This is a genomic window from Sebaldella termitidis ATCC 33386, assembly GCF_000024405.1.
GTDB classification, from domain to species: Bacteria; Fusobacteriota; Fusobacteriia; order Fusobacteriales; family Leptotrichiaceae; genus Sebaldella; species Sebaldella termitidis.
The window spans coordinates 3,755,624-3,772,972 of record NC_013517.1 but is presented as its reverse complement, the minus strand read 5'-3'; the positions used below and the strand labels follow the sequence as shown (position 1 = coordinate 3,772,972).

Here is a 17,349-nt window from a genome sequence, read left to right as displayed (position 1 = left end):
AATGTTTGAAATGATCATTTTACGTATATATTTTGAGTCAGGAGGTGGATAAATGCTCTTTTATAAGGATATAAGCATTTATTATGAAAAAATATTTCCTCTGAATCCTGCTGCTGTGGAATTTCTTGAGGAAGAATTAGACGGGAAAAAGAAAATACTTGATCTGGCATGCGGAGACGGAAAATATTCAGATTCCCTGCTTACACCGGACAGAAGTGTAACAGGTGTGGATTTGGATAAAGGTATGCTTGAAGAAGCAGAGAAAAAATATGACCAGAAGAATAACATAAAATTCGTATACGGAGATATGCTGGAACTAAGCAGTGTATTCAAAAGGGATAAGTTTGACGGAGTATTCTGCATAGGGAATTCTCTTGTACATCTTACTTCTCCGGATAAAATAAAAAAAGCACTGACAGAATTAAATTTAGTCATGGAAGACGGAGGCAGGCTGGTTATACAGATCATTAATTATGACAGAATACTTAATGATGATATAAACTTTCTCCCTACTATAAAAAATGAAGACACAGAATTTATAAGAAATTATCACAGATACGGAAACAGCAGAATAATAGATTTTCATACAATTCTTAAAACTGCTGACAAAGAGATAGAATCTCATCAGGAGCTTTACTCGCTTACAAAGGATGAGCTCGTATTTCTGGCAGAAAAAGAAGGCTTTGCGTTGGAAAATGTATATTCTTCTTTCAAAAAAGAAGAGTGGAATAATAAATCACTGCAAAGTATATTTGTTTTTAAAAAAAACAGAAATAATGAATTATAAAAAATGTAAATAAAAAAGGAGCTGAATATAAAATAGCAATTATCCGGTTTTAGGTGTAAAATCCGGGAAAATACTATTTTATTTCAGCTCCTTTTCAAAATCAGCATCCGATTTGGATTTTATCAACAGGATAACTGTATCGGCCTTTTTTTCTCCGCTTCATGGTCAGCGCCATAGCTACTGTAAGCGGACCAACCCTTCCAAGAAACATAGTAAGGGAAATTAATATTTTGGAAAAAGAACTGAGGACAGGTGTTATGTCCAGTGATAAACCTGCAGTACCGAAGGCTGAGATCACTTCAAAAAGTAAAAGTATAAACTTTTGCTCCTTTTCTATATAACTCAAAATAAAAACGGTAAAGAAAATATACATTACTGATATAAAAACCAAGGCAATTGCTTTATTAAAAATCCTCCAGCTTATTTCTCTTTTGTGAAATTCAATATTTTTTCTATGTGATAGTGTAGTAAATACACCTAGCGTAATTACAGCAATAGTAGTTGTTTTTATTCCGCCGCCGGTAGAGCCCGGAGAGGCTCCTATAAACATAAGTATCATATAAAGTATAAGAGTGGAATTTTTCATATGAATCAGATTTAGTGTCTGAAAACCTGCTGTCCGTATACTTACGCTCTGGAAAAAGGAAAGCAGCAGTTTATCATGAAAAACAAAATTTTTCAAAGTTTCAGGATTTGACATTTCAATTAAAAGCGTCAGGACAGTTCCTGAAATAATCAAAATAAGCGATACTATAACAGACAGTCTGGCAGTAAGAGTAAAATGCATTCTTTTATTATCACTTCTGAATTTTGGAAAAAGTGATATATAAATGCTGTTTAGCGTAGTAAAACCGAGACTTCCCAAAGTTATTAAAAGAGGGATGATCAGATTCACGGGGACATTTGTTCTGTATGCGCTGAGACTGTCCGGAAACAGAGAAAATCCTGTATTACAAAATGCAGATATCGAATGAAATGCCGCATAATAAACAGCTTTTAGAAAGCTGAATTTTTTTATGAAAACAAAAAATAAACAGAATGCACCGATGAATTCTATTAAAAATACGATTTTTATAAGATTTTTTATATATGCCTGTATATTAAAAAGAGTGTTGTAATTAAGATCCTTTTGTATAATTTTTTTAGCTGTATAGTCTATTTTACGTGTAAGAAGCAATACTATTACAGACGAAAAGGTCATTACTCCCAAGCCGCCAAGCTGGACAAGTATAATCAAAACAGTTTTTCCGAATAAAGTAAATGTATAATTTATGTCTGTAATAACAAGACCGGTTACAGTTACTGCCGAAGTGGCTATAAACAGGGCATCTACCATAGAAAGCTTTTTGCCGGGAAAACTCGATACAGGAAGACTGAGTAATGTAGTACCTATAATAATAATCAAAAGAAATGAAAGTATCAAAACAGAATATGGAGACATTCTTTTTTTCTTTTCTGCCACTAATTTCCTCCAATATGAATTTTTATTTTTTATTATACAATGAAATTCAGTACTTTTCAAATTTTAATAAAAACAAATAATAAATTACTCTGTGGAATTTCCTGGAAATATTGTTTCTTAATTAAAAACAGAGGAAGTTTTTTTTAGAGGATAAAATTTTACCGTTTTTTCAGACTTTACTTTACTTGTAAATAAAAATTTCCATGGTAAATATATAGTGTTAGTCAATACACCAGAAAAAAAGGAGGTGAGTAATATTCTAAATGAAAGACATATAAAAATACTGGATATATTAAACGGATATAAGGAAACCGACGTAAAATTTTTGAGTGAAAAGCTGTACACCATCCCTAAAACCATAAGATACGATATAAAAAACCTGAATTATTATCTGAAAAAATATAAGCTGCCTATTATAGAGGATAACAAATATCTGAGGTTTCAAAAGGGCTTCAATCTTGAAAGTTTTTTGAAAAATATGGAGGTAAAGGATTATAAATTTTCTGAGAGAGAACGGACAGAATTTATTGTAATACGAATATTATTTAATACACAGGAAAAACTTACAACGGAAAAATTAGCTTTTGAGCTGGGTGTCAGTGAGCTTACAATAAAAAAAGATCTGAAAATTTTGAGAGAGGAAATAAAAGACAGGGAGCTGGCATTGCAGTTTGATAAAAAGAGAGGCTTTTTAGTAACGGGAGATGAAGAAAAAATACGGCAGAAACAGCTGAAGTATTATGTGGATTATAACATAGGGTACAGCAGAAATAATACAGAGGCTATTCCTGATTTTCTAAAATTTGAAATAAAAAAAATACTGACAGATTACAGAAAAAATATTGATACAGAAGATTTATATAAATATGTGGAAAATTTGAGCGGAAGTCTTGACAGAATAGTGTCAAACGAAGCACATGAAGTTCTGGTCTTATATATCATGATACTGGTAAAAAGACTGCAGGCAGGCAGTCACACAGAGGAAAAGCCGGTTCTTAACGAATATCTTCTTATGACTAAAGAATATGAAGTCATAAGCAATTCCATAAATGAGCTGGAAAGCAAATACAAAATATCAATTCATAAAAATGAAGTATTGAAAATAGTGGATTATCTTTTGGGAAGCCATACTTATAATTTTGATTATTCATTTTATGAAAACTGGGTGGAAACTGAAATACTCGTAAGAAAGATAATAAATGAAGTAGATAAATATACAGAAGTAGAAATAACAAAAGACGAGCTTCTTTTTGAGGGACTTCTAAATCATATAAAACCCACAATATACAGAATAAAGAATAATATATTCTTTCCCGGGCTGGTATTGGAAGAAATAATTAATACAGAAAAAGAGCTTTTGGAAATAGTGGGAAAAAGTCTGGCAGATCTGGAAAACTATATAGGGTGTAAAATAAGTAACATAGAAACTGCATTATTTACAGTTCATTTCAAACTTGCCATAGAGAGGGCAAAGGAAAAGCAGGTAAAAATATACAGGATACTTCTCGTATGCAGTACGGGATATGCCACGTCAAATCTTTTGTCTCAGCAGCTGTCAGCTGAATACAATATAGAAATAGCGGATTTGATACCTTATTATAAAGTATTTGATTATGATCTTTCTGATATAGATCTGATAATATCCACCATAGATATAGAGGAAGGGATAATAAAAAAAAATATAAATATAATAAAAGTAGGGGTTGTATTATCTGATTCCGACAGGGAAAATCTTCGAAATACAGGAGTAAACAAGAGAATGTCAAGAATAAAGCTGACAGAAATTCTGGAAATATTAAACAGTTCGGAAAATTTTCAAAATATGGACAATCTTGGCGATTCACTGATAAACCGGTTTGGCGGAAAAATTCTGGATGACAGGGAAGATGACGGAACAGCAGTTAAAGAGCGGCTCAGCAGTTTTTTGACACTGGGGAATATAATGGTGTCGGATAAAAAGACAGATTGGATTGAGACTGTTAATACAGCAGGGGGTATTTTGCTGAAAAACGGTTATATAAATGAGGGATATATAAAGAATATAATCGGAAATATCAATAAAAACGGAGTTTACATGGTTTTGAAAAACGAATTTATACTTTTGCATGCCGAGAAACAAAATAATGTATTCAAGACAGGTATTGCATTTTTAAGAAAAAAGTTTCCTGTGGAATTTCCGGGGAAGTATATGGTAAGAAATATACTGGCTATTTCCTGTCATTCAAAGGAAGAATTATCAGGATCATTTGAAGATATACTGAAGCTTTCGGAAAATACAGGATTTTTGGAGGAACTGGAGGATGTCCGGGACAGTGAAGCTGTTTTCTGCCTTATAAAAAAGTATACGGAAATTTAGAAGGAGAGATAAAAGTGAGACTACTAGACAAAAAATTTATAGAATTAGATGTAGAGCAGAGCAGCAGGGACAGTCTGCTGGAGTATATGGGAGGAAAGCTGCTTGCAGAAAATATAGTAAAGGAAACTTATCCGCAGGCTATAGTAGAAAGAGAAAAGGAGTTTCCCACAGGAATATTATGCAGAAATATAAGCATAGCAATTCCCCATACCACGGGAGAGCATGTAAATGAACCGAAAATTGCGGTTTCGGTGCTAAAAAATCCTGTGGAATTCTGTATGATGGGTGAACCTGAACAAAAAGTAAATGCTTCTGTAATAATAATGATAGCAATTAATAATCCTGATCTGCAGATAGATTTTCTTCAGAGACTGGTAACACTTATTGAAAATCATGAGTTATTGCTTAATATAAAGAATGCTGCTTCTATAGATGAAGTTTACGGATTACTGGGTTTTTTAAATGAAATAAAATAAAAGGAGTGAGAATCATGGCTAAAATTAATGTTTTATCAGTATGCGGTTCCGGTACTGTAACATCTTCAATGTTATCGGCAAAAATAAAAGAGCATTTAGGGAAACACGGTTTTAATGTAAATGCTACGGAAGTGAATCCCGGAGGAATAGAAACAGCTCTTGGTTCGGGAAGCTTTGATTTTATTGCATACACATGTCCGATTAAAGATGTCTACGGGGTTCCGATAGTAAGTGCGATGGGATTTCTTACAGGTTTCGGCGAAGAGGAGTTTATCGAGGAAGTATTGACAATTTTGAATTCTAAAGGATAGGGAGGATTTTTATGTTTTTTCAGACTTTGAAAAGTATTTTTGACACCTTTGGACCTGCAATATTTGTTCCGGCTGTTTTATTTATAATAGCACTGATAATGAAAGTAAATGTCAAAAAAGCATTTAATTCCGCATTGCTTGCAGGTGTGGGTCTTACGGGATTTAATATGCTTATAGGGGCTTATATTCCTGTTATAGTACCTACGGTACAGAAAATGGTAGATATAACAGGAATCAATCTTCCGGTTATAGATACGGGATGGCAGGCTTCGGCAATAGTAGGATATTCTACCAAGATAGGAATGATCTTTGTGGGACTCGGTCTTTTATTTCAGGCAGTACTGTTTCTTTTGAAATGGACAAATATATTCATGCCGGGAGATCTCTGGAATAATTATTCATATATGCTGTGGGGTTCGATGCTTTACTTTGTAACGGGAAACCTGTGGCTGTCACTTGGATGTATGCTTGTAATGAATCTTTATACATTACTCCTAGCCGAGGTAGTTCAGAAGAGATGGTCAAAATATTACGGATACCCGAATTGTACAATAACGGCGCCGCACCATATAGAGTCTGTGCCTTATGCAATAGCTATGGACTGGGTATTAAACAAACTCGGAGCGAATAAAATAAAGCTTGATCCGGAAAATCTGAAAAAAAGGCTTGGTCTGCTTGGAGAACCTATGTTTTTAGGGCTGATTCTGGGACTTTTTCTTGGAATTCTCGGAAATCTGAAGGATTTGGGACAGCTGGCTTCCTGGGGAGAGATAGCAACAGTGGGAATAAGTACGGCGGCAGTTTTGGCTATTTTCCCGAAAGTAGCGGGAATATTTGCATCAGCATTCCAGATTTTGACTGAAGCTTCAAGAGGAACAGCTAAAGCCGGCGGAAAATCAAGAGAATGGTATCTTGCCATAAATGATGCGGCGGGATACGGAGAGCCTGCTACATTAATTACAGGAATAATGTTAATACCGATTATACTTGCAGCTTCATTTCTGCTTCCTGGGAATAAAACTCTGCCTATGGTGGATTTAATAGCACTTCCTTATATGGTGGAACTGATAATATGCGTAGGAAACGGAAATATTTTCAAGAGTGTCATATCAGGGGGAATATGGTATGCAATAGCTCTGTATACTTGTTCGGCAGTAGCCCCGATATTCACAGAGGTAGCTTTGAGTACAGGAGTAAGCATACCGGCGGGAGCTGCATTAATAACAAGTTTTGCAGTAATAGGACATCCGGTAATGGGACTTTTGTTTTTTGCCTTTCTGTCAGGAAATTTCTTAATAATAGGCGGGGTTATATTACTTTACTTTGTGCTTTATTTTATTTTTCAAAAGAATAGAGAGAGAGTACACGATTATCTGGAAAGAGCTGCTGAAAAAGAAAGCGGCGAAGTTGCTTTGGAATAAACAACAATAATTTTATAATACAAAAAATTAAGGAGGAGAGATGAAAATTGTAGTAGTGGGAGATACTCTTGTAAGTTCTGATTATATGGAAAAGCAGGCAGAAAGATTATTTCCCGGACATGATAAAAAGATCGTGAAATTCGACTGGGAAATGAAAACAAAAGAAGAATTTCAGGAGGTAATACTGGATCTTGAAAAAAACGGTCCGGAAGCAAGGAAGCTTTCAGAGGAAATAACAAATGAGCTAAAAGATGCGGATATCTTAATGGTGCACTTTGCCCCTGTGTCAAAGGCGACGCTGGACAAGGCGGTAAATCTTAAACTTATAGGAACATGCAGGGGAGGAGTAGAGCATATAGACATAGAGGCCGCCACTGAAAAAAATATACCCGTGCTTCATGTGATAAGAAATGCAGAGCCTGTGGCAGAATTTACACTGGGACTTATTTACAGTGAATGCAGAAATATAACAAGAAGTCATGTATCTATAATAAACGGTGGATGGAGAAAGTCATTTCCAAACAGCAGATATGTTACTACACTTTCAGAGCTTCAGGTTGGTCTGCTCGGCATGGGCTATATAGGAAAGATAGTAGCGGGAAAACTAATAAAGCTCGGAATAAAAGTAAAAGCTCATGATCCGTTTATAAATAAGGAGGATTTGGAAAAAGACGGGCTTGGAGATATAGAGCTTGTACCGCTGGAGGATTTATTCAGAAATTCTGATATTATATCACTTCATATAAGACTTACAGATGAAACAAGGAATTTTGTCAATATGGGGTTATTATCGCTCATGAAGGAAAGCGCATATCTTATAAATACAGCGAGAGCAGGAATACTTGATGAGAAAGCACTTGTAGAGGTTCTCGCTAAAAAGAAAATAGCCGGAGCCGCAATAGATGTATTCTGGGAAGAGCCGATTCCAGAGAATCATCCTATATTGAAGCTGGATAATGTTACCCTGACTACACACATAGCCGGAGATACTGTAGATGCAATACCAAAAGCACCTAAGCTTCTTGTGAATGAAATGAATGAATTTTTTAATAACGGAAAGCTGGATATGATAATAAACCGAAAAACAGCCGAAAATTTTAAATTATAGAAGGAGAATATAAATATGATTTTACAAAAAGAAAGAGAACTTATAGTGGAATACGGAAAAAAACTGATAACACACGGTCTGACTAAAGGAACAGGGGGGAATATAAGTATTTATAATAAGGAAGAGGGGCTGATGGCAATAAGTCCCAGCGGAATAGATTATTTTGAGACAAAGCCGGAAAATGTGGCAGTACTTGATTTATACGGAAAACAGGTAGACGGGGATAAAAAGCCTTCAAGCGAGTATTTTATGCACAGGGTATTTTACAGAGACAGAGATGATGTAGGAGCAGTGGTACATGCACATTCGACATATTCAGGAGTGCTGGCAACACTGCACTGGGAAATAGAGCCTGTTCATTATCTGATAGGATATGCAGGGAAAAATGTAAGATGTGCGCCTTATGAATTATTTGGTACAGAGGAGCTTGCACAGGCGGCGCTTAAAGCAATGGAAGACAGAAACGCTTGTCTTCTTGCCAATCACGGACTGCTTGCAATAGGCGGAACAGTGGAGTATGCTTTTGATACAGCGGAAGAAACAGAATTTGTGGCGGAATTATACTATAAAGCAAAATGTGTGGGAGAGCCGATTCCGCTGAAATCAGAGGAAATGGACGAATTTCTTGAGAAGTTTAAGCCTTACGGGAAAAAATTATAAATTTTAGACTATTATAAAATATATGAGTCAGTGTCAAAATCATTTTTTGGCTGCTGACTCTTTTATAATAAAAAATCTATTTTAAATCAATAAAAGAATTTATACAGCTAAAATTTTATTTTGTAATAAAATTCAATATGATACCCAAAAATACTAAAAATTATGATATAATTGATAAAAAAGCGGAGGAGGAGCTGATGAAAAAATTATTATTGGTATTATTTTTTTTAGGGACAGCATCATGGTATAACAGCGGACCGCTGGTACGTATCACGGATTATGATTATGATATGTATTATTCCAAGGGAATAAATGAAACTTTAAAATATCTGGAAAATATGGCAGAAATAGAAAGCGCGAAAAAAGCTCTTTATCACGCAAAAATGGGATATTATTACTATGAGGAAAAGGACTATGGAAATGCTGAAAGAATGTTGAAAAAAGCACTTTCGGAAGATAAAGAAATGGAAGAGGTTTATATTAAGATAGGGACTCTTTACAGTCTGCAGGGAAGAAATAAAGAGGCACTGGAATATTATCTGAAAGGAACAAGGTTAAAAGAGAAATATCCTGATATATTTTTTGGTGCCGGGGCAGCATATTTTGATCTTGGCAGCTATGAAAAAGCCGCTGAATATCTGGAAAGAGCAGTTAATATGTATAAAATGGCGAATAAACGGGACGAGCTTAACAGGGCGGCAATATTACTGTATTATACATATAATTCTATCGGTGATGACGGAAAACTGGAAAGATTTTTGAAAAGAGCGATAGAAAGAGATATTCATAAAAACGTTTTTTCCAAAAAGCTTTCTGAACTTTATTATTCCAAGGGAATGAGCAGGGCTGCCATCAGGTATGTACATATAGGAATGAGAAATGAGCCTGAAAATGCAGATACTTATTATCTCGCAGGAGTTTTGTATTATGAAACAAAAAAATATAAAGAGTCGGAGGAATACTTAAAGAAAGCTGTGGAACTATACGGTGAAGAGGGAAATAATACAGGTGTGGAGCGTGCATATGACGGAATTTATTATGTGAAAAATTATTCGGGAACAAAGGATGAGCTTGAAGAATTCCTGAAAACGTCAATAGGAAATAATATTAATAAGGCTACCTTCTGTTCTCATCTGGCAGCTTTTTATATAAAGGAAAGAAGATTCAGCGATGCCTTAAAGTATAATCTTGAGGGAATAAAGGCTGATTCTTACAGTATGGAAAATTATTTCGGAGCAGGGATAAGCTATTATTATAAAGGAGACTTGGATAATGCCGCGAAATATTTTGAAGAGGCGGCAAGGCTTTATCGTGAAACTGATAATAAGGAATATCTGGGTGAAACATATGCTTTTTTATATAAAACTGTCATAGAAAATAATGACGGGGAAAAGGCCGCCGAAGTAGAAAAGGCTGCAAGAAATGATCTGGGCAGTATGGAATGGGAAAGAAAGAAAAAATAAGTTATAAATATAGAGAAAATCAAAATAAAGGAGAGAAATATGAAAAAAATATTTTTAATTATGCTGTTGGTATGCACGGTATTATCTTGTAATAATTTAAAGAGCGAGGAGAAACTGCCTGATGATTTGAAAATTTATCAGGATTCGGGTATAGAAGAAACAATAAAGTATCTCGAAAAGATGGGAAGGACCGACCCGCAGAACAAAGCGTATTATACAGCTAAAATGGGTTATTATTATATAGAGGAAAAGGATTATGAAAAAGCTGAGGCTGTATTAAATAAAGCATTGGAAATAAATCCGAATGAAGGCTATGCTTATAATGAACTCGGCTATCTGCAGAGTATTCAGGGGAAAACTGATCTGGCTTTGAAAACTTATGTAAAAGGAAGTGAAAAGGATCCTGGAATGGGCGGGAATTTTTATGGTGCCGGAGCTATATACTCGGATATGGGTGAATATGATAAAGCAGAGAAAAATTTTGAAAAGGCGATTGCACTTTATACGAAAGCAGAAGCAAAAGATAAAGCTGATAAGGCTGCAAGAATGCTTTATTTCACATATCTGGACAAAGGCGAAAGAGATAAGGCAAGAAAGTTTCTTAATGATTCTGTTTCAAAAGGACTGGCTCAGGGATATTTTTACAGTCAGCTGGCAAATTTTTATTATGAGGAAAAGAATTTTGATGAAGCTTTAAAGTATAATCTTAAAGGCTTGAAAGCCGATCCTGATGAAGCGGAGAACTACTTCGGCGCAGGAGTAAATTATTATTATAAAAGAGATAATAAGCAGGCTCTAAAATATCTGGAAAAGGTAGTGCCTATGTATCAAAAAAATCAGAGTCTGGACTATCTGGGAGATGCCTATGCTTATCTGTATAAAATAAATATAGAAGAAGGAAACAAAGAAAAGGCCGATGAGATAGAAGCTGCGGCAGGGCAGGAGCTTGGCAAGGAAAACTGGGAAAAGAAAAAATTTTAATAGAATAATTAACAGTATATTTTTGTCTGAAATTAACTGAAAAATTCCTTTCAGTTAATTTTCAGGTGTATGAAATCTTTTCAAAGAATTATAAATATGGTATAATATTCAAAAAATGTGGAGGTAATTTTTGTGGCAGGACATAGTAAATGGGCTAATATAAAACATAGAAAAGGGAGACAGGACGCCCAGAGAGCCAAGGTTTTTACAAGAATCGGAAAAGAATTAACTATAGCAGCTAAACTTGGAGGAGGAGACATAGGATTTAATCCAAGACTGAGACTGGCAGTAGATAAGGCAAAAGCAGCAAATATGCCTAAAGATAATATGGAAAGAGCTATAAAAAAAGGAACAGGCGAGCTCGAAGGCGTAGATTATCAGGAAATCAGATATGAAGGATACGGACCGGGAGGAGTGGCTTTTTTAGTAGATGTAGTTACAGATAATAAAAACAGATCTGCATCTACAGTAAGAATGAATTTCTCTAGAAATGACGGAAATTTAGGTGAAACTGGCTCGGTATCTTTTTTATTTGACAGAAAAGGTATTTTTGAATTTAAAAAAGACGGAATAGATGAAGATGTATTAATGGAAACTGCGTTAGATGCCGGAGCAGAAGACGTAGTGGAAAAATCAGAAGCATGGCTGGTAATAACAGATACCAATGATTTTGATACAGTAAAAGAAGCGTTTGATACTAATAAACTGATTTATGAAGAGGGTGAGGTAACTATGCATCCCGCTACTGAAATAGAGATTACTGATCTTGAAACAGCTAAAAAATTAATGAAACTGTATGACGATCTGGAAGAAAATGAGGATGTACAGGAGATATACAGTAATTTTGATATAGCAGACGAGATTATGGCAGAACTGGATGCTTAAAAAATATTAAAAGGGCAATAAAAAGGAGGAGAAATGAAAAAAGTAATCATTGGATTATTTTTTTTAGCTTTTTTGGTTTCATTTTCGGATTCTGGATTTGAACCGGATGAACCAAAATACGGAGTTAAATTAATGTATGGAAACGGTTATAAGTCAACACTTCAAAATCTGGTCTTAGATTGGGATTATAACAGGGATCCGGCAGGAACATCACTGGTAGGTTTATCGGGAGAAAAATATCTGTGGACTAATATATGGAACGGGTCACTGGATATCAGTGCTCAGGCGGGACTGATATATCATCTGGAGAATAATTATCAGGATGATTTTTTTCAGTATAATGCAGGTGTAAAGTTCACATGGAAAAAGTTTCCGTGGTCTAAATATGTAAGAACTAAGGTATATGTACTGGAAGGGTTATCCTATGCCAATCAGATACCTTATCTGGAAAAGGAAAATCTGGATTTTGAGGGCAAGTCTCATTCAAATTTCCTGAATTATCTGGAGTTCGGAATAGCAGTAAATCTGAGAGATATCACAAGAATAGAACCGCTTGATGATTTTTACGGCGGTGTGGGAATATCGCACAGATCAGGTATTTTCGGTCTGATAAACGGAGTACACGGCGGCTCTAATTATGTGACATTTTATCTGGAAAAAGAATTCAAATAAAATACAGACTCTCTAATAACGGAAAGGTTCTTAGAGAGTTTTTAAAATAATAAAAAGGAGAGAATAATGACATATAATTTATTGTTTAAAAATTTAGACGAATTAAAAATAAAAGGACTTGGAAAAGCTAATGTTTCTAAATTGAATAAATTAAATGTGCGTACATTATACGATCTTCTTTATTTTTTTCCGAGGGCCTATGAAGACAGAAGCAACAGTAAGAATATAAGTGAGGTTTTGCCTGATGAATTTGTAGTTTTGAAGGGAAAAATATTAAAAGCCTCGAATAACTACATAAAAGGCGGAAGATATATGTATCGTGCCTGGCTTGGTGATGATACAGGAGTAATAGAGCTCACATGGTTTAATAACAGATTTGTACAAAAAAACATAAAAATCGGCGATGAAATGATTGTTTACGGAAAGGCAAAAAAAGGGATGAGAATGCAGATAGTCAATCCTGAGTACAAAAATGTAAGTGTGGCTTCACTGCTTCCCGGAAATCAGATTCTGCCTATATATTCATCTACTTCTTCTTTGAAACAAGGAGACTTAAGAAAGATAATACATGAGGCTATATTGAATTTCGGTTATCTGCTTGAAGAGAATCTGCCTGATGAACTTATGAAGAAAGAAGGGCTTCTTCCCAGAAAAGATGCTGTAATTAATGTTCATTTCCCGGAAAATGAACAGCTGAAACAAAAAGCACTGCGAAGATTTATGCTGGAAGAAATTTTTCTGCTGGAAATGGGTATACTTCAAAGCCGTTTTGAAGTGGATAAGGCTAATAAGGGATTATATAAAATAGAAAATAATAAAGAGCTGGTAAAGCAGTTCATAAGGGAGCTTCCTTATGAGCTGACAAGAGCACAGAAAAAAGTAATTAAAGAAATTTATAATGAGCTGGTAAAAGGAAAGATACTAAACAGGTTGATACAGGGTGATGTAGGCTCGGGAAAAACCATAGTATCATTGATTATGCTTTTATACATGGTAGAAAATAACTATCAAGGAGCGATAATGGCCCCTACTGAAATACTGGCTACACAGCATTATCTTGGAATAGTGGATGAATTTAACAATCTTAATGTCCGTGTAGAGCTGCTTACAGGAAGTGTTAAAGGCAAAAAAAGAGAAAAGCTTTTGAAAGAAATAGAAGCAGGACTTGTGGATATAGTCATAGGAACACACGCACTTATAGAAAATGATATAGTATTTCACAGTCTGGGACTGATAATAATAGATGAACAGCATAGATTCGGGGTAGTACAGAGAAAGCTGCTGAGAGATAAGGGCGAGCTCGCCAATCTTATAGTTATGAGTGCCACTCCTATACCGCGTTCTCTTGCGCTTACTATTTACGGAGATCTGGATGTTTCTGTTATTGACGAGCTTCCTGCGGGAAGAAAACAGATAAAGACAAAATGGATAAAGGATCAGGAAGAAAAAAATAAAATGTATGACTTTATAAAGGAGAAAATCAGGGAAGGAAGACAGGTATATGTTGTTTCACCTTTGATAGAAGAGAGTGAGACTCTTAATGTAAAGTCTGCGGAAAGCACATTTGAAGAATATTCGGAAATTTTTAAGGGGATGGAGATAGCCTTGATTCATGGAAGAATGAAAAATAAAGATAAACAGGAAGTAATGGAAAAATTCAGAAAAGGAAACCTGAATATACTGGTATCTACTACTGTAATAGAAGTAGGGGTGAATGTGCCTAATGCCACGATAATGGTAATAAGAGACGCACAGAGATTCGGTCTTTCTTCTCTGCATCAGCTCAGAGGCCGTGTAGGGAGAGGGGAATACAGGTCTTACTGCTTTCTGGAATCGGAAACCATTAATGAGATATCGGAAAAACGTCTGGAAATAATGGAAAATACCATAGACGGCTTCAAAATAGCAGAGGAAGACCTGAAGCTGAGAAACTCGGGAGAGATATTCGGTACAAAGCAAAGCGGTGTATCAGACCTCCTGCTTACTGATATTATAAAAAATATAAAAGAGATAAAATATATAAGAGATTTTGTTCTGAAATATCTTGAGGAAAATAACGGACATGTGGAAAATGAATATTTGAAAAGTGATGTATACAGAAAGTTTCATGATGGTGAAAGCCTGATAAAATAGAAAATTTATATAAGAGTATAATTTATTTAGAGTAAGTATCAAATAACAACATGATATTTTACAGAATGGAGAACTATGAAAAAGTATTCAGCTGATTTAGGGCTGTTATTGGTAGGTTTTATTTGGGGAACAGGGTTTACAGCGACTAAAATAGGTTTGGACGGCGGAATTACACCGTATTATATGATGTTTCTGCGGGCGGCTTTTGCATCAATATTTATAAGCGTGATCTTTTTCAGAGAGCTGCGCAATGTAACAAGAAGAGAGGTTTTGGCTGGAGTTCTGCTGGGAGTTTTTTTATATCTCGGCTTTTCGTTTCAGACTGTGGGTCTGGTGTATACGACAGCATCTAAAAATGCTTTTCTTACAGCGATAAATGTAGTTTTAGTGCCGTATTTATACTGGATGTTTTATAAAAAAAGACCTGATATATTCGCTGTTTTATCAGCTGTACTGTGTTTATGCGGGATCGGCCTGCTCAGTCTGACAGGAACAGATTTTTCTCTCAATAAAGGGGATATACTTACAATGATTTGTGCTGTGTTTTTTGCCTGTCATATAACATTTACCGGGATACTGTCAAAAAAAGTAGATGCAATAAGGCTGAATCTGGTTCAGATGTATACTATGACTGTGTTTTCATTTATTACATGTGTATTCAACGGAAGTATAACATTAAATGTAACACAGACACAGTTTTTGGCAGTATTATATCTTGGGATTTTTTCCACGGGAATATGCTTTCTGCTTCAGACTACCTGTCAGCAGTACACAACACCTGCAAGAGCTTCGATATTATTATGTACTGAATCATTATTTGCACCTGTTTTGTCATTTCTGATACTGCATGAAGTATTAACGCCAAAGGCAATAGCGGGAGCAGCACTTATTCTGATTTCTGTTATAGTTTCAGAAACTAAGCTCGGATTTGGAGCAAAGAAGGAGCAGAGCACTTAAGAAAATTCAGAGGATAAAAAGGAGGATTAATGAAAAAGGGATATATTTTTTTAGCATTTATAGTATGCATATGGAGCAGTTTGTCAGAAAATGTATATTACGTGGGAAAAGACGGCACAGTTTTGAATCTTGGGAAAAGTGAAAGTACACATGCTGTCAAAGAAAGGAATATGCTGGAAAACGGCGGAAAATTCTATATAAATGGAAAAGAAAATGCAGCTGAGGGGGAAAAATATAAAGCCGCGGTTATGAGTTCAACAATGTATATTTTAAAGGAAAAAATATCTGATGAAGTGTGGACAAGCGAGCCTGAGGGCAGTTATGCCGTTCGTACTTATGATACAGATAATCCATATGTAATTTTGAAAAATTTGAAAATTTTTGGCGGACTGGATGAAAATATAATTCCCGGAAAATATTCGGGATATCTGATTTTGAAAAACGAAAAAATGTATCATACAGACAGCCCGGATTCTTTTTCAGAGGAAGAGAGAGTAAATATCGGAAATATAGATACAGCAAGTATAAAGCAGATTGGAAATAATTATTTTAAAGATAAAAACGGGATATATTCTTATGTTTATGAGTATTTTTCAGCACAATCGAAATTTCTGAAAATAAAAGGTGCGGATGAAAAAACTTTTCAGGTATTAGATGAAAATTATGCCAGGGACAGAAAGAATATATACTATAAAAACAAGGCACTTAAAATAAAAGATACAGAAGGTTTTCGGCTGCTGAAGCTGTGGAATCCAGAGCCTGAGGTTTTTGTAATCGGCTACAGCAAAGACGGGATATATTACAAAGGAAAAAAAATAAGCAGTACAGCTTTGCAGGGAAAAGCAGAGGTTATAGGAAAAACGATTTTTAAGGATGAGAATCAGACTTATATATTTCGTGAATATGAGCCGGAGATAAAGATAGAAAAACGAAATATACCGGTAAATGCAAAATATACAGAATGGATTCTGGATGATGAAAGCTATTATTATGATCCGTATCTGGATGTGAAAACAGCTAAGTCCGAGGATTTTGAGTGGCTGGATAATGGGAATTTATTTAGAAACGGTAAAAAAATATATCTTATATCCCCGATATACGGAATTACGGAGCAAAAATATGACAGTGATACATTCAGGCTGATATATAATGACAGATATAATAATAAGATAGCAAGTGATAAAAATGGTTATTATCTGTACAGCGGAGATACTACCGGATGGCAGTTTAGTGAAATAAAAAATGAAAAAATAAAATTGCTGGATTCTACAGAAAATATAAGCGGAAATTTATTTTATAATTCAGCAGTTAAAAAATATTATTTTATTTCAGATATGTACAATGGTGAAGTAACAGAACTGACAGGAATAAAAAATGTAAGCGGAGTATTGTTGGATTCATATATTATAGGGGAGTGACAGGTAAAACAGAAATGCTTGGAACTGGGAATAAAATAATGAATTCTTTTTAAAATAATTTCGGAGATAGGAAAAAAATATCTCCGTTTTTTTTGTGCAAAAAAAATAATATAATAAAATTACAGTATATTAAAGGTATTTTTCTCTATAGTGAAAAATAATCTGTAAAAAAAATTTGACTTTAAAAAAAAACGAGGTATATTATAATATAAAAATTGAAACGTTTTAAAAAAACAAAAAAGAAAAAGAATAAAAACCT

General features: G+C 34.7%; 15 protein-coding genes. 14 read left to right on the top strand and 1 reads right to left on the bottom strand.

Annotated features, from left to right (window positions below):
• The first annotated feature begins 52 nt into the window (after positions 1–52).
• On the top strand, positions 53–787 hold the full coding sequence (locus tag STERM_RS17565; RefSeq protein ID WP_012862973.1) for a class I SAM-dependent methyltransferase: 735 nt from the start codon (positions 53–55) through the stop codon (positions 785–787).
• Between the two features lie 100 nt (positions 788–887).
• On the opposite strand, the gene STERM_RS17560 is transcribed toward STERM_RS17565, so the two are convergent.
• On the bottom strand, positions 888–2,309 hold the full coding sequence (locus STERM_RS17560) for a TrkH family potassium uptake protein (protein ID WP_256594989.1): 1,422 nt from the start codon (positions 2,307–2,309) through the stop codon (positions 888–890).
• A gap of 187 nt (positions 2,310–2,496) precedes the next feature.
• On the opposite strand from STERM_RS17560, the gene STERM_RS17555 reads away from it, so the two are divergent.
• The 13 genes from STERM_RS17555 to STERM_RS17495 all read left to right on the top strand — a co-directional run bounded on the left by STERM_RS17555 (position 2,497) and on the right by STERM_RS17495 (position 17,090).
• Positions 2,497–4,605: a PRD domain-containing protein gene (locus STERM_RS17555; RefSeq protein WP_147289495.1), complete on the top strand. Its 2,109-nt coding sequence runs from the start codon at positions 2,497–2,499 to the stop codon at positions 4,603–4,605.
• A gap of 14 nt (positions 4,606–4,619) precedes the next feature.
• Positions 4,620–5,081, top strand: a complete 462-nt coding sequence (locus STERM_RS17550) for a PTS sugar transporter subunit IIA (RefSeq protein ID WP_012862970.1) — start codon at positions 4,620–4,622, stop codon at positions 5,079–5,081.
• A gap of 14 nt (positions 5,082–5,095) precedes the next feature.
• Positions 5,096–5,392: a PTS sugar transporter subunit IIB gene (locus STERM_RS17545; protein ID WP_012862969.1), complete on the top strand. Its 297-nt coding sequence runs from the start codon at positions 5,096–5,098 to the stop codon at positions 5,390–5,392.
• A gap of 11 nt (positions 5,393–5,403) precedes the next feature.
• Positions 5,404–6,813 carry a PTS galactitol transporter subunit IIC gene (locus STERM_RS17540; protein ID WP_012862968.1) on the top strand — a complete coding sequence of 470 codons (1,410 nt, stop codon included), beginning with the start codon at positions 5,404–5,406 and terminating at the stop codon, positions 6,811–6,813.
• A gap of 40 nt (positions 6,814–6,853) precedes the next feature.
• Complete coding sequence (locus STERM_RS17535) at positions 6,854–7,921, top strand: 2-hydroxyacid dehydrogenase (protein WP_012862967.1); 1,068 nt, start codon at positions 6,854–6,856, stop codon at positions 7,919–7,921.
• Between the two features lie 15 nt (positions 7,922–7,936).
• Entirely contained in the window at positions 7,937–8,581 is a 645-nt protein-coding gene (locus STERM_RS17530) for an L-fuculose-phosphate aldolase (RefSeq protein ID WP_012862966.1), read from the top strand.
• A 197-nt stretch (positions 8,582–8,778) separates the two neighbouring features.
• The gene (locus STERM_RS17525) at positions 8,779–10,044 is read left to right on the top strand and encodes a tetratricopeptide repeat protein (RefSeq protein WP_012862965.1); all 1,266 of its coding nucleotides are present in this window, start codon (positions 8,779–8,781) and stop codon (positions 10,042–10,044) included.
• 39 nt (positions 10,045–10,083) lie between these two features.
• Positions 10,084–11,025: a tetratricopeptide repeat protein gene (locus STERM_RS17520; RefSeq protein WP_012862964.1), complete on the top strand. Its 942-nt coding sequence runs from the start codon at positions 10,084–10,086 to the stop codon at positions 11,023–11,025.
• A gap of 132 nt (positions 11,026–11,157) precedes the next feature.
• Positions 11,158–11,910 carry a YebC/PmpR family DNA-binding transcriptional regulator gene (locus STERM_RS17515; RefSeq protein ID WP_012862963.1) on the top strand — a complete coding sequence of 251 codons (753 nt, stop codon included), beginning with the start codon at positions 11,158–11,160 and terminating at the stop codon, positions 11,908–11,910.
• 33 nt (positions 11,911–11,943) lie between these two features.
• Positions 11,944–12,582, top strand: a complete 639-nt coding sequence (locus STERM_RS17510) for a hypothetical protein (protein ID WP_012862962.1) — start codon at positions 11,944–11,946, stop codon at positions 12,580–12,582.
• Positions 12,583–12,648: 66 nt separating this feature from the next.
• Positions 12,649–14,715, top strand: coding sequence for an ATP-dependent DNA helicase RecG (gene recG, locus STERM_RS17505; RefSeq protein WP_012862961.1), 2,067 nt, complete (start codon positions 12,649–12,651; stop codon positions 14,713–14,715).
• Between the two features lie 75 nt (positions 14,716–14,790).
• Positions 14,791–15,672 carry a DMT family transporter gene (locus STERM_RS17500; protein WP_012862960.1) on the top strand — a complete coding sequence of 294 codons (882 nt, stop codon included), beginning with the start codon at positions 14,791–14,793 and terminating at the stop codon, positions 15,670–15,672.
• A gap of 29 nt (positions 15,673–15,701) precedes the next feature.
• The gene (locus STERM_RS17495) at positions 15,702–17,090 is read left to right on the top strand and encodes a DKNYY domain-containing protein (protein WP_012862959.1); all 1,389 of its coding nucleotides are present in this window, start codon (positions 15,702–15,704) and stop codon (positions 17,088–17,090) included.
• The last annotated feature ends 259 nt before the right edge of the window (positions 17,091–17,349 follow it).

Coding starts and splice junctions, on each gene's coding strand:
- STERM_RS17565 (WP_012862973.1), top strand. CDS start 53: ATGCTCTTTTATAAGGATATAAGCATTTATTATGAAAAAATATTTCCT.
- STERM_RS17545 (WP_012862969.1), top strand. CDS start 5,096: ATGGCTAAAATTAATGTTTTATCAGTATGCGGTTCCGGTACTGTAACA.
- STERM_RS17540 (WP_012862968.1), top strand. CDS start 5,404: ATGTTTTTTCAGACTTTGAAAAGTATTTTTGACACCTTTGGACCTGCA.
- STERM_RS17535 (WP_012862967.1), top strand. CDS start 6,854: ATGAAAATTGTAGTAGTGGGAGATACTCTTGTAAGTTCTGATTATATG.
- STERM_RS17530 (WP_012862966.1), top strand. CDS start 7,937: ATGATTTTACAAAAAGAAAGAGAACTTATAGTGGAATACGGAAAAAAA.
- STERM_RS17525 (WP_012862965.1), top strand. CDS start 8,779: ATGAAAAAATTATTATTGGTATTATTTTTTTTAGGGACAGCATCATGG.
- STERM_RS17520 (WP_012862964.1), top strand. CDS start 10,084: ATGAAAAAAATATTTTTAATTATGCTGTTGGTATGCACGGTATTATCT.
- STERM_RS17510 (WP_012862962.1), top strand. CDS start 11,944: ATGAAAAAAGTAATCATTGGATTATTTTTTTTAGCTTTTTTGGTTTCA.
- recG (WP_012862961.1), top strand. CDS start 12,649: ATGACATATAATTTATTGTTTAAAAATTTAGACGAATTAAAAATAAAA.
- STERM_RS17500 (WP_012862960.1), top strand. CDS start 14,791: ATGAAAAAGTATTCAGCTGATTTAGGGCTGTTATTGGTAGGTTTTATT.
- STERM_RS17495 (WP_012862959.1), top strand. CDS start 15,702: ATGAAAAAGGGATATATTTTTTTAGCATTTATAGTATGCATATGGAGC.